Source organism: Nocardioides salsibiostraticola, from assembly GCF_054783655.1.
The window spans coordinates 81,671-97,198 of record NZ_BAAGQD010000001.1 but is presented as its reverse complement, the minus strand read 5'-3'; the positions used below and the strand labels follow the sequence as shown (position 1 = coordinate 97,198).

16 protein-coding genes are annotated in these 15,528 nt (G+C 62.7%); 8 read left to right on the top strand and 8 right to left on the bottom strand.

Annotation, left to right across the window (positions count from 1 at the left end):
- Positions 1 to 21: 21 nt before the first annotated feature.
- The 3 genes from ACYVLV_RS00460 to ACYVLV_RS00450 form a co-directional block, all read right to left on the bottom strand.
- The gene (locus ACYVLV_RS00460; protein ID WP_460806770.1) at positions 22 to 1,215 is read right to left on the bottom strand and encodes a hypothetical protein; all 1,194 of its coding nucleotides are present in this window, start codon (positions 1,213 to 1,215) and stop codon (positions 22 to 24) included.
- A 269-nt stretch (positions 1,216 to 1,484) separates the two neighbouring features.
- On the bottom strand, positions 1,485 to 1,763 hold the full coding sequence (locus tag ACYVLV_RS00455; protein WP_460806768.1) for an Lrp/AsnC family transcriptional regulator: 279 nt from the start codon (positions 1,761 to 1,763) through the stop codon (positions 1,485 to 1,487).
- Between the two features lie 57 nt (positions 1,764 to 1,820).
- Complete coding sequence (locus ACYVLV_RS00450; protein WP_460806766.1) at positions 1,821 to 2,525, bottom strand: glycosyltransferase family 2 protein; 705 nt, start codon at positions 2,523 to 2,525, stop codon at positions 1,821 to 1,823.
- Between the two features lie 111 nt (positions 2,526 to 2,636).
- Here ACYVLV_RS00450 and ACYVLV_RS00445 point away from each other — a divergent pair, with 111 nt between their 5' ends.
- The 5 genes from ACYVLV_RS00445 to ACYVLV_RS00425 all read left to right on the top strand — a co-directional run bounded on the left by ACYVLV_RS00445 (position 2,637) and on the right by ACYVLV_RS00425 (position 7,191).
- Positions 2,637 to 2,999, top strand: coding sequence for a DUF2304 family protein (locus ACYVLV_RS00445; protein ID WP_460806764.1), 363 nt, complete (start codon positions 2,637 to 2,639; stop codon positions 2,997 to 2,999).
- Positions 2,992 to 4,428, top strand: a complete 1,437-nt coding sequence (locus ACYVLV_RS00440; RefSeq protein ID WP_460806761.1) for a DUF2142 domain-containing protein — start codon at positions 2,992 to 2,994, stop codon at positions 4,426 to 4,428. Before ACYVLV_RS00445 ends, ACYVLV_RS00440 begins: the two co-directional genes overlap by 8 nt.
- The gene (locus ACYVLV_RS00435; protein ID WP_460806760.1) at positions 4,415 to 5,284 is read left to right on the top strand and encodes a glycosyltransferase; all 870 of its coding nucleotides are present in this window, start codon (positions 4,415 to 4,417) and stop codon (positions 5,282 to 5,284) included. The genes ACYVLV_RS00440 and ACYVLV_RS00435 overlap by 14 nt, the downstream gene beginning before the upstream one ends.
- A 115-nt stretch (positions 5,285 to 5,399) precedes the next feature.
- Entirely contained in the window at positions 5,400 to 5,900 is a 501-nt protein-coding gene (locus tag ACYVLV_RS00430) for a class I SAM-dependent methyltransferase (RefSeq protein WP_460806758.1), read from the top strand.
- A gap of 79 nt (positions 5,901 to 5,979) precedes the next feature.
- A complete protein-coding gene (locus ACYVLV_RS00425; RefSeq protein WP_460806756.1) occupies positions 5,980 to 7,191 on the top strand; it encodes a hypothetical protein in 1,212 nt (403 codons plus the stop codon).
- Between the two features lie 43 nt (positions 7,192 to 7,234).
- On the opposite strand, the gene ACYVLV_RS00420 is transcribed toward ACYVLV_RS00425, so the two are convergent.
- A complete protein-coding gene (locus ACYVLV_RS00420; RefSeq protein WP_460806755.1) occupies positions 7,235 to 8,947 on the bottom strand; it encodes a DEDD exonuclease domain-containing protein in 1,713 nt (570 codons plus the stop codon).
- A 72-nt stretch (positions 8,948 to 9,019) separates the two neighbouring features.
- Here ACYVLV_RS00420 and ACYVLV_RS00415 point away from each other — a divergent pair, with 72 nt between their 5' ends.
- The 3 genes from ACYVLV_RS00415 to ACYVLV_RS00405 all read left to right on the top strand — a co-directional run bounded on the left by ACYVLV_RS00415 (position 9,020) and on the right by ACYVLV_RS00405 (position 11,674).
- On the top strand, positions 9,020 to 9,223 hold the full coding sequence (locus ACYVLV_RS00415) for a hypothetical protein (protein ID WP_460806754.1): 204 nt from the start codon (positions 9,020 to 9,022) through the stop codon (positions 9,221 to 9,223).
- A 206-nt stretch (positions 9,224 to 9,429) separates the two neighbouring features.
- Positions 9,430 to 10,422, top strand: a complete 993-nt coding sequence (locus tag ACYVLV_RS00410) for a C40 family peptidase (RefSeq protein ID WP_460806752.1) — start codon at positions 9,430 to 9,432, stop codon at positions 10,420 to 10,422.
- Positions 10,403 to 11,674 carry a hypothetical protein gene (locus ACYVLV_RS00405; RefSeq protein ID WP_460806750.1) on the top strand — a complete coding sequence of 424 codons (1,272 nt, stop codon included), beginning with the start codon at positions 10,403 to 10,405 and terminating at the stop codon, positions 11,672 to 11,674. The genes ACYVLV_RS00410 and ACYVLV_RS00405 overlap by 20 nt, the downstream gene beginning before the upstream one ends.
- A gap of 349 nt (positions 11,675 to 12,023) precedes the next feature.
- Here ACYVLV_RS00405 and ACYVLV_RS00400 read toward each other — a convergent pair whose 3' ends face one another.
- From ACYVLV_RS00400 to ACYVLV_RS00385, 4 genes are all read right to left on the bottom strand, one after another.
- Entirely contained in the window at positions 12,024 to 12,221 is a 198-nt protein-coding gene (locus tag ACYVLV_RS00400; protein ID WP_460806748.1) for a Flp family type IVb pilin, read from the bottom strand.
- Positions 12,222 to 12,373: 152 nt separating this feature from the next.
- Positions 12,374 to 13,024, bottom strand: a complete 651-nt coding sequence (locus ACYVLV_RS00395) for a response regulator (RefSeq protein WP_460806745.1) — start codon at positions 13,022 to 13,024, stop codon at positions 12,374 to 12,376.
- Positions 13,021 to 14,592, bottom strand: coding sequence for a sensor histidine kinase (locus ACYVLV_RS00390; RefSeq protein WP_460806742.1), 1,572 nt, complete (start codon positions 14,590 to 14,592; stop codon positions 13,021 to 13,023). Before ACYVLV_RS00390 ends, ACYVLV_RS00395 begins: the two co-directional genes overlap by 4 nt.
- 10 nt (positions 14,593 to 14,602) lie before the next feature.
- Positions 14,603 to 15,526, bottom strand: coding sequence for a type II secretion system F family protein (locus ACYVLV_RS00385; RefSeq protein WP_460806739.1), 924 nt, complete (start codon positions 15,524 to 15,526; stop codon positions 14,603 to 14,605).
- Positions 15,527 to 15,528 lie beyond the last annotated feature (2 nt).

Sequence of the window (15,528 nt, the reverse complement as noted above, 5' to 3'; positions counted from 1 at the left end):
ACCCTCCCCTTGGGCTGAGGGCTAGCGCTGAGCCGCGGTGACTGAACAGGATCCGCTCGAAAGCCACCCAACCGGCGCTTGCAACAGCTCGAGATCGTTCGAGCTTCGCGTTGTTCTCCACCCGCAGAGGCGGAGGGCGTAGGCAAGGGCAGAGTTGGGATCGAGAAGTGCCACTTCAGCGCCGGTCTCTCGCGCCACTTCGTCCCAACCGGGACGGACGCTGATCAGATCGACCAAACCCTCGAGTTCGGGTGTCGTATAGATGTCTCCGTAACCGTTCATCACGAAGTCGACGCTCGGGTAGCGCCACATCAGATAGCCGCCGCGGGGCTGTTGGTTGAGTACGACGGTGCCAGCGGGCAAGTCCGTGGTCTCTGCCTCGACCCAGTCCTCTTCTTCAGGAGTGAGCGCCGATCCGGCGGGGATGGTGAAGGCCATCAGAGCGAGGATGAGTGCAGTACCCAGGCCTAGGATCGCCTTCTCCGACCAGACGACGGCGGTGCGGGCGCCGATGAGTTGTTGCAGAGAACTTGCGACAAGTGGGGTGATCAAGGCTGCCGCCACAGGCACTGTTCGGATGGAGTACACGGCAAGCGCTCCACCCAAGGTGAGGAGTGCAAGATGGAACCAGGTCGCTGGCGTCGATTTCTTGATCAGGACGAGGATGCAGATCCCGAGCATGAGTCCGATCGCGATCCCGTAGAACGACAGAAATTCCGGAGATGACCACTCAGGGAAGTACTGGCCGCGCCCGCTGACTTCGAGCACCGCCCCGTACAGGCGGGGGCCCACTGGGGTGAGCCCGGCGGCTCCTGCAGCGACCACCAGCAGCGCCAGATGCTGACCGAGCCTCCGCCACGTGCGGGTGTCCAAACCAATCCCCACCGCCGCCGTGAGGCCGATGATGAGCCCCAGAGGCCACATGCCGTGGAGCATCGCCCAAACCCAGGTCAGCGGAATCACTCCCCAGGGGAGCGATCCGTGCACGTGTGCGCGATGCCAGATCCACCAGGTGGCGACGGTCAGGATGAAACTCAGCAGGTGAGGCCGCATCGACAGCGACAGCGATGACGCCATGATCGCCAGAATGACGGCCACAGAACTGGCCGTCGGATCTGCCACCTGGCGGGCCGCGGCGTAGAGGATCAGCACCAGGACCGCCATCAGGAAACCTGAGAGCCACGCGACCCCAGGCAACCCGGCGGCGTTCTCCATGCCAGCCATGGCGATCTGGGAGAACCATTGAGTGGGCACCCAGTCCGCGGTGCCGTAGGAGTTGACGCTGCCGGGTTCGCGAGCCGACCAAGCGTCGAGAAACTCCTGGCCGAAACGCAGGTGGAAGTACGTGTCGTCGTTGGTCAGCGGCCGAGAGGCTCTGCTGACGAGAACTGCGACGAGCCCGAGAACGAGGACGAGGGGAGTGATGCGAGCGATCGACGGGATGAGGGGCTCGCGCGGGCGGGGCTCAGTCATCGCCCGGAGTGTTAATCGATGCCGAGCGAGAAGGCAGACTCGAGGTCGTGCTTGGAGTAGGCCCGGAAGGCGATGTGGGTCTCGGTCTCGACCACACCCGAGACCTTATTGAGCCGATCGGCCACGGTGGAGGCGACCTCGTCGTGGTCCCGAACCCGGACCATGGCGATCAGATCGATCTGCCCGGTGACCGAATAGACCTCGGTGACCCCTTCCAGCGATGCGATTGCCTCGGCAACCTCGGGGATGCGGGAGACGTCGGCTTTGACGAACACGATGGCGGTGATCATCGGGTCACTCTAAGGCCATGGGCGGGCTGGCGGCGGAGAGCCGCGGCTGACCGCGTTTCAGCGTTTCGACTTGCGTAGTCTGTGGGACGCGATGTCGAAGAGAATGTTCAGCGCATTCAGGTTCGACTGCCCTCCAGCCCGGGAGTAGTCGGAGTAGTCGATGGTGACCGGCGATTCGGCGTAGGACAATTCATGTTCGGCAATCAAACTCAGGAGCTGACTTGCGTGAGCCATGTCGTTGAGGGTGATTTCGATGACTTCGAGCGCTCGGCGACTCAGGACTCTCATCCCGTTGTGTGCGTCGCTGACGTCGAGTCGTGTCGACCATCGGGTGAATCGAACGCCAGCCCTGAGGACGAGGCGACGCGTCGATGACATGTGCAGAGCGGTCCCGAGGAACCTTGAGCCAAGTACGACGTCCACCTCGGTTCTCATCGAAAGATCAACCATGGTGACGCCGTCTGAAACCCGATGCTGGCCATCCGCGTCGAACGTCAACACCCGTTGGCTCCGGGGGTCCCTCAGCGCATAAGCGAACCCCGTTTGCAGGGCGGCGCCTTGCCCAAGATTGAACGGATGACGAACCACCACGGCGCCGGCCGACTGGGCGACGTCGAGAGTGTCATCGGAACTGCCGTCGTCAACGACGACGACGTGCGAGAACCAGTCGCGCAACGAGGTGACGGTCGTCCCGACGGTTTCCGCCTCGTTATAGGCCGGCACCACCACGGTCACGCCCTCGTAGCAGACAGTTCCAGACATGGCAGAACGCTAGCGCCAAGCAGTCGACAAAGCAGTCGTTTCTCTGCGACCGGCGCCGAGGCACCGTCATACTGGGTCACCCATCCCCACGAGCCCCAGGTCATTCACCCTATGTCTCAACCCATCATCAAACTGCTTCTGATCGCTGCTGTGCTGATCTTTGGCTTGGCCGTGTTTCGGGGCGGGCGTCAGGCGAGCTACCGCCTTCTGTGGAGAATATACGGGATCCTCGTGGCGGCAGCAGCGTTGCTGAGTATTCTCTTTCCGAATTCAGTCACTCGCCTAGCGAACAGTGTGGGTGTCCAGCGAGGAGCCGACCTGCTGCTGTATCTGCTGGTGGTCACGTTCATGTTTGTCTCTGTGGCGCTCTTCAGACGGCTATCGGAGCTTGAGCAGCGAAGCGTGAAGCTGGCTCGGTTATTGGCGCTGCACGAGGTGGCGATTGCAGACAGGTCCGAGGGCCGTAGTGCGTAAGAACAACGGTGCCATTGCTTCATTCACGCTCGGGTTCGCCCTTCTACAGGCACTTTGGATCCTCACAATCCCTCCTTTTGGGGGCAGCGACGAGATCGACCACGTTTATCGGGCCGCGGCAGTTGCTCGGGGAGATTGGATAGCAGGACCGGAGGCGCAGGCAGGCAGAGGGCGACTGGTATCCGTGCCAGCGGACATCGTCAACGCAGCTCGGGTGCAGTGTGAACAACTAGGTTCAAGTGGACCGGACAATTGCTCAGCGGTTTCAGCTATGTCAGACGGGTCAGTGCAGGTGGCATCGTCGGCCGCTGGCTACAACCCGGGCTGGTACGCAGTAGTCGGTTGGGTGGCGCGGCCGTTCAGCGGACTAAATGCCCTGTACAGCATGAGAATCACCGCTTCCCTCATCTGCCTCCTCTTTCTATCGTTTTCTGCATGGTCAGCATTTACTGCAGGCGGACGATGGCTCCTCCTCGGGCTTGGACTGGCAGCGACTCCAGTCCTGATCTACTCCACCACGGTTGTTGCGCCGAATGGCGTCGAGATGGCTGCAGCCCTATCGCTATGGACTTCGCTCCTGGCAATCTCGAATTCTCCGAATTCCCATTGCAAGCGACGCTACTTTTGGGTCTCCGTCGTCAGCGCCTGCGTACTGGGGTTCGTCAGATTGCTCGGACCCCTGTTCGTGCTACTCATCGTGTGCACCGTGGTAGCTCTGGATCATCGCGGCATCGCATCATTTATCCGCGCCAACTTGCTACGGTTTTGGGCAGGCGCTGGGATGGTCGCAGGCTCCGTGGGTATGCAAATAGTTTGGATTCTCAATGCTTCGCCGGGGTCGGGGCCGCTTCCGCTGGAAGGGACTCGAATATCGGACACGGACTGGTTAGGCTCGACGTTAGTGCTCTGGCCTGCTCAGTCCATTGCGGCGTTTCCTTATCGTAATCAGATGGCTCCATTGATCGTATACATTGTCGCCGCGGTTCTCGTGTTGCTCTTGCTGATCCCAGCCTTGGTGGCGGGGCGAACACGTCAGCGGGTAGCGCTCGGGAGTGCGCTGCTTATATCAATAATTCTTCCCGTCGTTCTGAGCCTGCCAACTTCGGCGGAGAGGGGTGTCATATGGCAGGGCCGCTACGGGCTCCCTTACAGCGTGGGCTTCGTCCTCCTTTCGAGCGTGATCCTTTTACGTTCTCGGCGGCGCTACCCCTCCTGGCGGTTCGTTATCCTCTGCCTAGGCGTGTACGGGGTGGCTATGGGCGCTGCGTACTTGCGAGTCCGGGACAACGAGTTACTCGATGACTCGGCTTCCACGCCGAATCCGATCTGGTTCGTGCCGTCGACGACATTGATCATCCTGGTCATTCTCCTCGCGATGGCGGCGTTTGCCCACTCCCTATCCAGACGGACCGACGATGTCGCAGTCTGATCCTCGCGTCAGTGCGTTGGTCACGACCCACGCGGGCCTAGCCGTGGAGGATCTGCGCGACGCCCTGGAGAGTCTCGCGGCCCAGACGCGGCCCGTCGATGAGGTCGTGCTGGTCGAGGACGGCCCGATGGGCTCCCGTCATCGTTTCGTCCTCTCAAACTTCGCAGACAACACCCCGAACGTCATTCGTATCGGATTGAGTCGAAACGGAGGTGCGGGGGTAGCGAGTCAGGCTGGGCTTGAAGCCTGCTCGAACGAGTGGGTTGCAAAGGTTGATGGCGATGACATCAATCATCCCAACAGGATCGAGGCTCAACTAGCGATCGTGGCTCAAGGTGAGGTGGACGTGTGTGGGGCGGCGATGGCCGAGTTCGAGGGCGATCCTGACAACATCATCTTGATACGCCGGAATCCGTCGTCGCACGAGCACATCGCTAGAAGGATGTCCTGGAACAATCCGATCAACCACCCCACTGCGTTCTTCAGTCGCCGAATGGCTCTCGCCGTTGGTGGGTACTCGGATATGCGCTATATGCAGGACTACGACCTGTTTGCGCGGATGATCGTCGGTGGCGCGCGCATGATCAATCTGGAGCAAGCGCTTGTCAGTTTTCGGACGAGTAGTTCGATGCTGAGTCGCCGACGCTCTGTTGAGATAAAGAATCTCGAGAGGCGAATGCAGCGAAATCTATTGAATTATGGCGTCATCAATTCTCGCCAACTAGTCAGAAACAGAATCATTCGGGGTGGGTTTCGCTGTCTACCTGAAGCCGCCATGCGGAATGTCTACAGGGCAATGGCCTTCCAAACTCGAGTTGACGTTTATGAGGGAGTCAATGATGCGCGGTCTGACTAGGCAGCAGATGCTCCACCAAACCCGGTTGCTGGGACGCAGCCTGATTCACCTCGCGGTCAACCCCAGTGACGGGCGTCAGTTTCCAGATCTTCTTCGAACCCGGGCACGTTCGACGATGGACCTGCGCATGCCTTGGCTACCCTTCCGTCTTATCGACGACCTCGAGAGCAGAGTCGGACTGGGCACGAAGGTGTTTGAGTACGGAGGTGGCGGATCGACGTTGTGGTTCCTTGACCGGGGTGCCAGCGTGACGACGGTTGAGCATCACCCGGCATGGAGGGTCAGGCTCGCCGACGAAATTGATGACCCGAGGTGGAACCTGCTCGAGTGCACAGGGACGGACCTGGCTGACTATGTCAATTCCATCCGCACGTGCGCTGAGGGCAGTCTCGACGTCGTTGTCGTCGACGGCCGCGAACGTGTCCGTTGTGCCCACGAGGCTCTTCCATATCTGAAACCCGGCGGATGGCTGATCGTCGATGATGTGGATCGTGACAAGTATGCGGAAGGACTTTCGAGGATCGATTGGCCGCGCCGCGACGTCGTAGGGTTCGCGCCAGCCAAACCGTCGCTGGCTTACTCGGCGGTGTTCGTCAAGTCAGGTTCAGGTGCGTAGACCCCGGAGGAAACTGACGTCACAGTTGGCCACGGCCCGATTGCTGACTTTGGCCACTGTTGTTGCTGCGAGTCTCGCCATGGCCACGCTCCTGTTCGTTGGCCGAGTTGAAGGAGATCAGGGCTACGCGTACTTCGCGGTTGTGTGGGCCGTCCACCATGGAATCGCTGGGATCTTCGGCGGGCTTCAGCAGGAGGTCACAAAGGCCTCCTACAAGGAGCTGGCGCCGCCTCTGATTGGTCACATCGCTGGACCGGCGCAGAGGTATGTGATCAGCGGTGACACCCGGTGGTCCATCGCGGTGTTGTGCGGCAGCGTCGTGACGGTGATGGTGCTGTCGTTTCCTATGTGGCGTGACTCCATCGGCGCTTCTTGGTGGGTGTTGGTTTGGTTGGTGGCGGGCGCCGTAGGCATCTCGGGCTTAGTGGTCACCTTGGGAATGCTTGCCGCTCAGGGCCGATGGAGGCCACTGGCGGGGCTTCTCGTGGCGGACTCTGGACTTCGGCTGGTCGCTGTCATCCTGGCTTCGAGTCTCAGCAACAACCCCACGACCTACTCTGTAGCGGTCGCGCTCGGAAGCTGGGTATGGGTGCCATCGGCGGTGAAACGGCTGCGAGATGGCTCCCCAGATGCGGTAGGTCGGCTGAAGATGCCGCTGAACGGCGCAGCGGGAGCGATGCTCTCCACGGGAACGGCCTCCCTCTTGATTGCCGGCCTTCCGTGGATCGTGGCTGCCACTTCGACCACTCGATTGACCGACGCCTCGGCAGCGAATCTTGCAGCACTTGTCTTTCTCAGATCCCCGGTGATTGTGATCTTCTACGGAGTCCGTCCGTTAGTTTTGCGCGAATTCCTTGTCGATCTCGGTGATGTGCGTCGAAGAGTGCGTGGTGTATGGCTGCTGTTGCTAGCAGCGGGATTGTTCGCGGCCTCTTCGGCTGCGCTCCTTGGGCCGGCCTTCATGGGGGTTCTGCTTGGTTCCGACTTCGAAGTCGCGTCGGGGGTGGCGTCCGCCATCGTTGCAAGTGCTTTTCTCTTGGTCATGGCTACCTACGGCGCTCTGGCGGGGATCGCGTTGGATAGGCAATGGGGTGTCACCGCTTCATGGCTGGCTGGGTTCGTCGCTACCGTCGGCATCATGGTGCTTCCGTTGAGCCAGCAAACAGGCTTGGTCGCCGCCGTCATAGGGGGCCCGTCGCTAGTGTTGGTCGCCCAGTTGGTGCTCGTGAGGTTCACGATCCGAAGTGACCACGGAACCCAGAAGGGTTTCTCTCGCGGAGAGATTGCGTGACCTCGGTTGGGCTCGGTCTTTGTCCCATCGAGTTCTCTGAGCACTAGGCCCCTTGTGAGGAGGTGGGGACAAGGCTGTGGGCGAGCCGTCCAGCGCCCGCGACGGGACAGGTCCATTCTCCTTGCACTTCGATCAGGCGGACGACGGGTGACTCGAGCCAACGCAGGATGCATTCGCTCTCCTGCGCGGTGGCTGGCGGCCCGCCCTGCTGGACGGTGATGGTCTCCGCAGAGGTCTCGAGGGAGGCCACAAAAGCGTGAGCATCGGCGCCGGGCGGAATGGTGCCGGCCGCGGCGAGCCGGCCGTGGCGGATGATGTGGACACTCCAGCGCCCGTCCTCCTCACGCTTCGCGGCGACGACCTGCGAGCAATCCGTCAACGAGGACAGCCGTTGCGTGCGATGAGCGGCTCGGACGAAGGCGGCGAGTCGATCACGCCGCACGGCAGCCTCCTCGAACTCCTCGGCCTCCGCGAGCATGGACATCTTGTCGTTCACCAGATCGACCACCCGGTCCGGGCGGCTCAGCAGAGCCTCACGCAGGTCGCGGACCATGGAGGCATAGGTGTCTTGGTCCGCGGCACCGTCACAGGGCGAGAGGCATCTCTGCATTTCGGCGAGAACGCAGGCAGACCGCGACGGCCGTCTGGCCAGCCGTCCCGAGCACTGCCGCACCGGGAAGGTGTCGTGAAGGGCAGCCAAGGACAACTCTGCCTGACGACGCGACGAGAAGGGCCCGAGATAGTCGGCGTCGTCGTCGAGGACCCGGTTGACTGCCGAAAGTCGTGGCCACGGTTCCCGGGTCAGCTTGATGTAGGTGACCTTCTCCGGGTGCCGGGACCGGCGGTTGTACTTCGGTTTGTGGTGGGCGATCAGTCGGAGCTCGCGAACCTGGGCCTCCAAGGCGGTGGCGCACTCGATCCCGGTCACGGAGGTGGCCAGACGAACCATCTCGCCCATCCGAGACCGCGTCTCCGAGGCGGTGAAGTAGGACTTCACCCTTCGACGCAGATCCTTCGACGTTCCGACGTAGAGCACTCGATCGCGGTCGTCCTTGAAGAGGTAGACGCCGGGGGAGTGCGGGAGGTGGTCAGCCAGGGTCCGTTTGCGTCGTTGCGTGGCGCTGACGCGAGCAGAGATCGTCTGCAACTCCTCGAGAGTGGTGATCCCCTGGGTGCCGACCCGCTCGATGAGTCCGTGGAGCACATCGACGGTGGCGCGGGCGTCGGATAGCGCTCGGTGATTCGGTGTCGTGGTGGAGGCGAAGACCTTGGCCAGCGAGGAGAGCTTGCAGTTGGGGGCGTCGTCGGCGGTGATGACTCGTCGCGCGATCTTCGCCGTGTCGACGATGGGGAAGTCGGGCCAGTCTCGGCCCTGCAGATCGTTGAAGTGGCGCAAGAAGCCAACGTCGAACGGCGCGTTGTGGGCGACCAGCGTGCAGCCCGCGGCGAACTCCAAGAAGGCGGGCAGGGTCGAATCGATGCTGGGAGCGTCGCTGACCATTGAGTTGCTGATGCCGGTCAGGACGGCGATGAAGGCCGGGATGTGGGTGTGGGGGTTCACCAGCGTTTGGAACTCCCCGAGGATCTCACCACCCCGGACCTTGACGGCTCCGATCTCGGTGATCATGCACCCGTCTTTGGGTGAACCACCTGTGGTTTCGAGGTCGACGACGCAGAAGGTGACCTCGTGAAGTGGCGTCCCGAGCTCGTCGAAGCTCTGTTGAGGCTGCCAAAGTCCAGCCGCTCGATCCGTCATGAACGGCACGTTAGTCATGAGGACCGACACTCGCCCGGAGGACTGTCGGTGCATGCCGTCATGGTTCCTTCTATGACACGAATCGATTGCGATACCTGCCTGGTGCGCGGACTGTCCTGCCACGACTGCGTGGTCACTGTGCTGCTGGGTCCACCTCCCGAACTGACCTTCGACGAGGACGAGCAGCGCGCATTGGATGCGCTGGCCGAAGGTGGACTGGTCCCGCCACTACGGCTCGTGGAGGCCGTCCCGGGCGTGGTGATCGAGTCAGCCTGAGCGTTTGGTGGTGCCGGTGAGTCCTGAGAGTCCCAAGGAATGAACTGGTCTGGTGATCTTTTGGTCCTGTTCGGGGTCGCCCGCTACCTTTGGACTCGCTAGGTGCTCGTGGAAGTGGATCTGCCCGGATTCGCGCGTGCGCCGACGCTGACGGCGGAGTCCCCGGACGCCGCTGTTGCGTGCAACAGCTAGGAGACTCCTCGCTCGTGCTGAATCGTCCCAAGCGGATCGCAACTGTCCTCACCGGCCTTCTCGTCGCCACGACCCTCGGTCTGGTGCCGACCTCGCCGGCACAGGCGGAGCCGAGCATCGAAGACGTGCAGGCTCAGGTCGACCGGCTGTTCCATGAGGGCGAACAGGCCCAGGAGCGTTTCAACGACGCTCGTGTCGAACTCGCCGACCTCGACCAGGAGCTCGGCTCTCTGGAGTCCGATCAGTTGCGCCAGGACCGCCAGCTGAACGCCGTTCGCGAACAGGTCAAGGAATCGGTGGTCAGCCAGTACGAAGGCCAGGGGCTTTCCGCCGTCGGTAGCGTTGTTGTCTCCGAAGACCCCAGCGACTTCCTGTCGCAGATGGCCACGATGTCGACGTACTCCGAGTTGCAGGACGACCTCTTCGACGACTACGCCACCGAACTGAAGACGCTCGACATCCGTCGCGACGCGACCGCCGACCGCGCGGCCCGGGTTGCGGCCACCAAGGCGACGCTCGCCAAGGAGCAGAAGGTCGTCGACGCCAAGCTGGCCGAGGCCGAGAAGGTGCTCGACGACCTTAAGGAAGAAGAGCGCGCCGCTGTTCTGGCCGCAGACAAGAGCGAGGAGCAGGCCGTCCCCTCGGACGTCCCCGCTTCGGGACGCGCAGCGGCCGCGGTGAAGTACGCCATGGCTCAGGTCGGCAAGTCTTACGTCTACGGCGCGGCCGGCCCCAGCGCATTCGACTGCTCCGGACTGACCATGATGGCCTGGGCCCAAGCAGGTGTCGGTCTCGCTCACTCCTCACGCGTTCAGTACGCGACCGGGTCCAAGGTCGCTGCGTCCGATCTGCAGCCCGGCGATCTGGTCTTCTACTACAGCCCGATCAGTCATGTGGGCATGTACATCGGTAACGGGATGATCGTGGACGCGGCCAACCCCGGTTCAGGGGTACGCGTCGCCGCGCTCTATTCCATGCCCTACGTAGGTGCGGTCCGCCCTGGCTGACTCGGCGGGTGGTTCCACCACCCTCCTTCATCGTCGAGGACTTCTGGTCCTCATCACCGTCGCAGTAGTCGGTGCCCTCGTCTGGGTGATGCTACGTGGTGATGAGTTCGTGGTCCCTGAAGCGGATCAGGACCCTTCGCCGACGATCAGCGGTGACGCTGCGGCGACCACTCTCAGCGCGCTGACCGCTGCTGTCGCCCAGCGAGACGTGGCAGCGGCCGCGGACCTCACCGCGTCGAGCGATGCCCCGGCGCGGGCTCAGTTGTCCTCGTTGCCCGCCAACGCCGAGTCACTGAAGGTCGAGGACTTCACGCTGCGCTACGTCGACGCGGTGACCGGTATCAACGCCGCTGGTGAGTGGACCGCCGCAGTGGATGCCACGTGGCGTTTCGACGGCTACGACGACTCGCCGGCGCGGGCCGAGATCCTCGTCGACTTCGTCACCTCGGAGGGACAGACCACCATCGCGGGCGTCGGAGGCGGGGACCGACGCACTCCGGTCTGGATGTCCGGCCCGGTTTCTGTGCGAAGCAGTGCCGACACCCTGGTGCTGGTGGCAGGGGAGGGACGCCGGATCGACGGCTATCAACGTGAAGCCGAGAAGGCGATCCCAACTGTCCGAAAGGTCCTGGATAACTGGGACGGTGGGCTCGTGATCGAAGTTCCGGCCAACGCCGCAGGTGTCGATCAGGCCTTGGCTGCGGACGACGGTCGGTACGCCAACATCGCCGCCGTCACCGCCTCGGTCGACGGGGTCATCGCGCCCGACAGCCCGGTGCACGTCTTCGTGAACCCGGACATCTTTGGCCAGTTGGACGACCAAGGTGCTCAGGTCGTGATGTCACACGAGGCCGTACACGTGGCGACGGACGCCCCGACCAGCCGCACGCCTCTGTGGCTTCTCGAGGGATTCGCGGACTACGTGGCCCTGCGGGATGTGGATCTACCTGTTTCGACGACGGCGGCACAGATAGCTGCACAGGTGCGTGACTTGGGACTTCCTCAGGACCTGCCGGACAACACGTCGTTCGACACAGACGAGACACACCTCGGAGCGGCCTACGAGGCCGCTTGGATCGCCTGCCAGGTGCTCGTCGATCGTGGTGGTGAGCGTCAACTCGTCGAGCTCTACTCCAGAACTCGAGACGGAAGTGAATTGGAGTCGGACTTGCAGGAACTCTTTGACTGGACTTCAGATGATTTCGTCGAATCTTGGCAGAACCGGTTGACGCGCTTGACACCCAGCGATTGACCACCGCAGAACAACGACTCGTTGCCGTAAGCAGCGTGATCTAGCACGTAGCTGTGATCGTTGACTGGGCCGCTAGCTCGTCGCACGTGTCGGTGAATAAGTTGCTCACGCCCGGTCCGAACGCAAGAACTGCCGCTGCAACGGTTGCGGCGATGCCTGCCAAAAGCAACCCGTACTCGACGGCGGAAGCACCATCTTCGTCATCGCTTGCGACCTCAGGTGGCGGACCAGTCTCCATCAGAAAAATACCATCCATTGAGTGACTCAAGAATTGAACGGGGTTGCGCTGAAATGCGTTCGGCGGTTGCTTGCGCAACCGCCGAACGCACACACAACCTATGCAGACTACTTAGCAGGCGACGTTGCCGTTGACCGAGGCACAGGTGTCGGAGAATGCGCTGCTGACGATCGGGCCGAGTGCGAAAACGGCCACAACGATCACGGCAGCGATGCCGGCGATGAGCAGACCGTACTCAACCGCGGAGGCACCGCGCTCTTCCATGTCTTCGAGACGGGCGGTGAGGAGGGTGCGGAGGTAACTGATCATCGGGGGGTTCTCCTAGTTCGTTTTGGGGTGTGAGGCGAGCTCCCTCACAAGAAGAACTATGCCGGTTCGCGAGCCCGGTGCCATCAGGAGAACGTATTCGACAACCTAGTCATAAATGACTAGTGCGCGGCGCCGTGATTCGGCGGCACGCGTCAGTTGTCGACGGGTTGGATGCTGGAGAGCAGGCCGATGCGCATGGCCGTCACCAGGGCCTGCGCGCGGTTGGCGGCGCCCAACTTTTGGTAGATGCGGGCGATGTGCGACTTGGCCGTTGACTCGCTCAGATAGAGCTTGTCGCCGATGGCGGAGGCGCCCAGACCGTCCGCAAGAAGCAGCAGCACCTCGTGCTCGCGGTCGGTCAGTTTGGTCGATTCGCTGGACTGACGGCGCATCATCGCCCCCACCAAACCGGCACAGATGAAGGCGCGGGGGGAGACCGCGGCGTGCCGCGCGGCTTTGATGACCTCGGTGGAGGGCGCGTCCTTGCCCACGAAGCCCGAGGCGCCGGCCTGCATGGCGGCGAAGATCTGGTCGTCGCCGGAGTGCATCGTGAGCACGATCAGGCCGGTGTCGTTCGAGGTTTTGCGGATCGCGCGCACGATGTCGAGCCCGGTCCCGTCCTGAAGTTGAAGATCCGCCACGACGACCTTGGGCTTGAACTGCTCGAACTTCTCGAGGCCCTCGGCGACGCTTCCAGCCGTCGCCACGACGTCCATGTCGTCCTCGAAGTCGATGACGGCGCCGAGGCCGTTGCGGATCAACTCGTGGTCGTCGATCAGCAGGACAGTGATCGGATCGGTCATGTCGTCACGCTTTCGGCTCGGGGTGGAGGTGACAATCTGGCATCTGCACTGGAGGGCACGCACACCGAGACGATCAGTCCGCCTTCGGGGTTGTCGAGGATACGCAACCTTCCGTTGATCAGTTTTGCACGCTCACGCATGATCTTGAGGCCGTGAGAGTCGCTACGAGCCTTCTGCAGGCCCCGTCCGTTGTCGCTGACGGTCACCAACGCGTCCGGGGCGTGGACCTGGCACAGGACCTCGATCGAGGTGGGTTCCGCATGCTTGATCGCGTTGTTCATCGCTTCCTGCGCGATGCGGAAGAGTTCGGCTTCCACCTCCGGGCGCAACCGAGTGGCGTGTTCGTCCAAGCGCACTTGGATGGGCACCCCCGAGACTTCGCTGAGGTGGCGAGCGACCGTGCCGATGGCCGCACCCAGGCTCTCGCTCTCCCCGACGCTGGTGCGCAGGGTCAGGACCGAAGCACGCACTTCAGACACCACGTGGGTGATCCGTTCACGCAGCATGGCGAACTGCTCGCCCTGCTTCGGCGTTGCCGGTCGAGCCGCGAGAGCGTCGACGATGTAACCCAGGGAAGCGATGTCCTGGGCCACTCCATCGTGCATCTCTCGAGCCAGGCGACGCCGCTCGTCCGCGGTCGCAGTGTCCCGAAAGTCGGCGAACAGCAAGGCCGTGTCCAGGTGAACGGCGGGAGCGTGCAGTCGCTCCTCGAGTCGATGGATATCGGCAGTGATGGCGGCCCAGGTGACCTCGACCCGGGGGGACAACTGTCCGGCCACCACGGCGGAGTCACCGATCGGGAAGGCGAACGAGCCCTCGAAGACGATCGGCTCGGTGCGAGCCCACGCTTCGATCGCGAGTTCCTCACAGGCCTCGAAGCTCATTCCCGGCTCCGAACTCTGCGACACCAGAGCCGTCAGGGTCTCGCCGCGGGGGACGTACACAGCTACCGCGCTGGTCGGGAGCTCGTCACGCACGGCGCTCATGATCGAGCCCCCCAGGGAGATGGGCTCGAGCCCGGAGCTGAGGCCATCGGAGAGGTCGATCAACTGACGCAGGAGGGACTGGGCGTAGAGGTAGGGCGCCAACTCGCGAGACTCCTCCTCCATGGTGGCGCGCAAAAAGCTGGCGATGAAGCCTAATCCGAGTCCAGTTACCGTCCAGGAAAAGACGCTGAGGCTTGCCTCCGCGGAGAGCCCTTCGAAGAAAAAGAACGCGGTAGCGACAATGGCGATGGTCTGAGCCGACAAAGCACGGGCGACACCGCGCACGCCCCCCTGTAGCCCGGCTACGAACGGGGGGACGACAAGCGCGGCTAGAACAGTCAACGAGCTATCGAGGGCGAAACCGCAGGCGGCGCCGATGAGAGCAGCCTCCACCGGGGTGCTGAGCACTTCGTTGAACCTCGGCCGCCACGCGGTGGCCTGGGCCAAGAGCGAGATGAGAGCGACGGCAATCAGCGTGGCCAACGCGTCGGCATCACGGGTCCACAACACCGGACCGGTGATGGCCGCAAGGACGAATGCCCGCGCCGCCGCGGAGAACCGAAATATCTGCGAGGAGCCCATGGGCGAACTCCTAACCGAGACTGTCGAGAACGGAGATCACTGCCGGACCCATCACGGCCATGAACAGAGCCGGGAGAATGAAGAAGATGAGCGGGACCGTGATCTTCACGGGCACCTGCTGGGCTTTGGTCTCGGCGCGTTGACGCCGCTTGACCCGCATCTCCTTGGACTGGATGCGCAACACCTGAGCGATGGGAATGCCGAAAGAGTCCGCCTGGATCATGGAGCTCACGAACGACTTGAGATCGGGAACCTCGCTACGGTCGCCCAGCCCGCGCAGCGCCTCTGACCGGCTCTGCCCGATCTGCATCTCGCGCAAGACGCGCGAAAACTCATCGGCCAGTGGCCCGGTGGTGTTGCGAGCCACCTGCTGCACCGCTGCGTCGAATCCGAGTCCGGATTCGACGCTGATGGTCATCAGGTCGATCGCGTCCGGGAGATCCTTCTGCATCTGGTCAGAACGGTCGTAGGTCTGCTGGTAGAGGTAGAAGTCGGGGATGAAGAAGCCGAGAACGGCTCCGCCGAGCACCATGACGAGGAGGATCGGGAAGCCGACGCCGAAGAGCAGGGCGAGGGCCAATCCGACCAGGGTCATGGTGATCGCGCCGATGACCTTGCCGGAGATCACTCGTTCGGCGCTCCAGTCCCTCGGATTCCCAGCGGCATCCAGTTTCTTGCGCAACCGCTCGGAGGAGTCGGATCCGCTCAACCGGCGACCCAGGGCCAGCGCCCGCAACTGCAGCGGTTCGAGGATGCGTTCCGCGAAGGGTTGGTCGTAGTCCTCTTTCATCTCCTTGGGTGCAGAGGAGATCGCTTCGAGCGTGGCCAGGGAACGGGTGACGCCCGACGTCTCGGGGACGTCGCTGAGCGCCATCGCGACCAGGCCGATCGCCAGTAGGACCAGCACGGTGCCCATCACAAAGAGAAGAATCATGG

Coding starts and splice junctions, on each gene's coding strand:
- ACYVLV_RS00400 (WP_460806748.1), bottom strand. CDS start 12,221: ATGATCAGTTACCTCCGCACCCTCCTCACCGCCCGTCTCGAAGACATG.
- ACYVLV_RS00425 (WP_460806756.1), top strand. CDS start 5,980: ATGGCCACGCTCCTGTTCGTTGGCCGAGTTGAAGGAGATCAGGGCTAC.
- ACYVLV_RS00445 (WP_460806764.1), top strand. CDS start 2,637: ATGTCTCAACCCATCATCAAACTGCTTCTGATCGCTGCTGTGCTGATC.
- ACYVLV_RS00420 (WP_460806755.1), bottom strand. CDS start 8,947: ATGACGGATCGAGCGGCTGGACTTTGGCAGCCTCAACAGAGCTTCGAC.
- ACYVLV_RS00455 (WP_460806768.1), bottom strand. CDS start 1,763: ATGATCACCGCCATCGTGTTCGTCAAAGCCGACGTCTCCCGCATCCCC.
- ACYVLV_RS00390 (WP_460806742.1), bottom strand. CDS start 14,592: ATGGGCTCCTCGCAGATATTTCGGTTCTCCGCGGCGGCGCGGGCATTC.
- ACYVLV_RS00460 (WP_460806770.1), bottom strand. CDS start 1,215: ATGGAGAACGCCGCCGGGTTGCCTGGGGTCGCGTGGCTCTCAGGTTTC.
- ACYVLV_RS00395 (WP_460806745.1), bottom strand. CDS start 13,024: ATGACCGATCCGATCACTGTCCTGCTGATCGACGACCACGAGTTGATC.
- ACYVLV_RS00385 (WP_460806739.1), bottom strand. CDS start 15,526: ATGATTCTTCTCTTTGTGATGGGCACCGTGCTGGTCCTACTGGCGATC.
- ACYVLV_RS00435 (WP_460806760.1), top strand. CDS start 4,415: ATGTCGCAGTCTGATCCTCGCGTCAGTGCGTTGGTCACGACCCACGCG.
- ACYVLV_RS00450 (WP_460806766.1), bottom strand. CDS start 2,525: ATGTCTGGAACTGTCTGCTACGAGGGCGTGACCGTGGTGGTGCCGGCC.
- ACYVLV_RS00430 (WP_460806758.1), top strand. CDS start 5,400: ATGGACCTGCGCATGCCTTGGCTACCCTTCCGTCTTATCGACGACCTC.
- ACYVLV_RS00415 (WP_460806754.1), top strand. CDS start 9,020: ATGACACGAATCGATTGCGATACCTGCCTGGTGCGCGGACTGTCCTGC.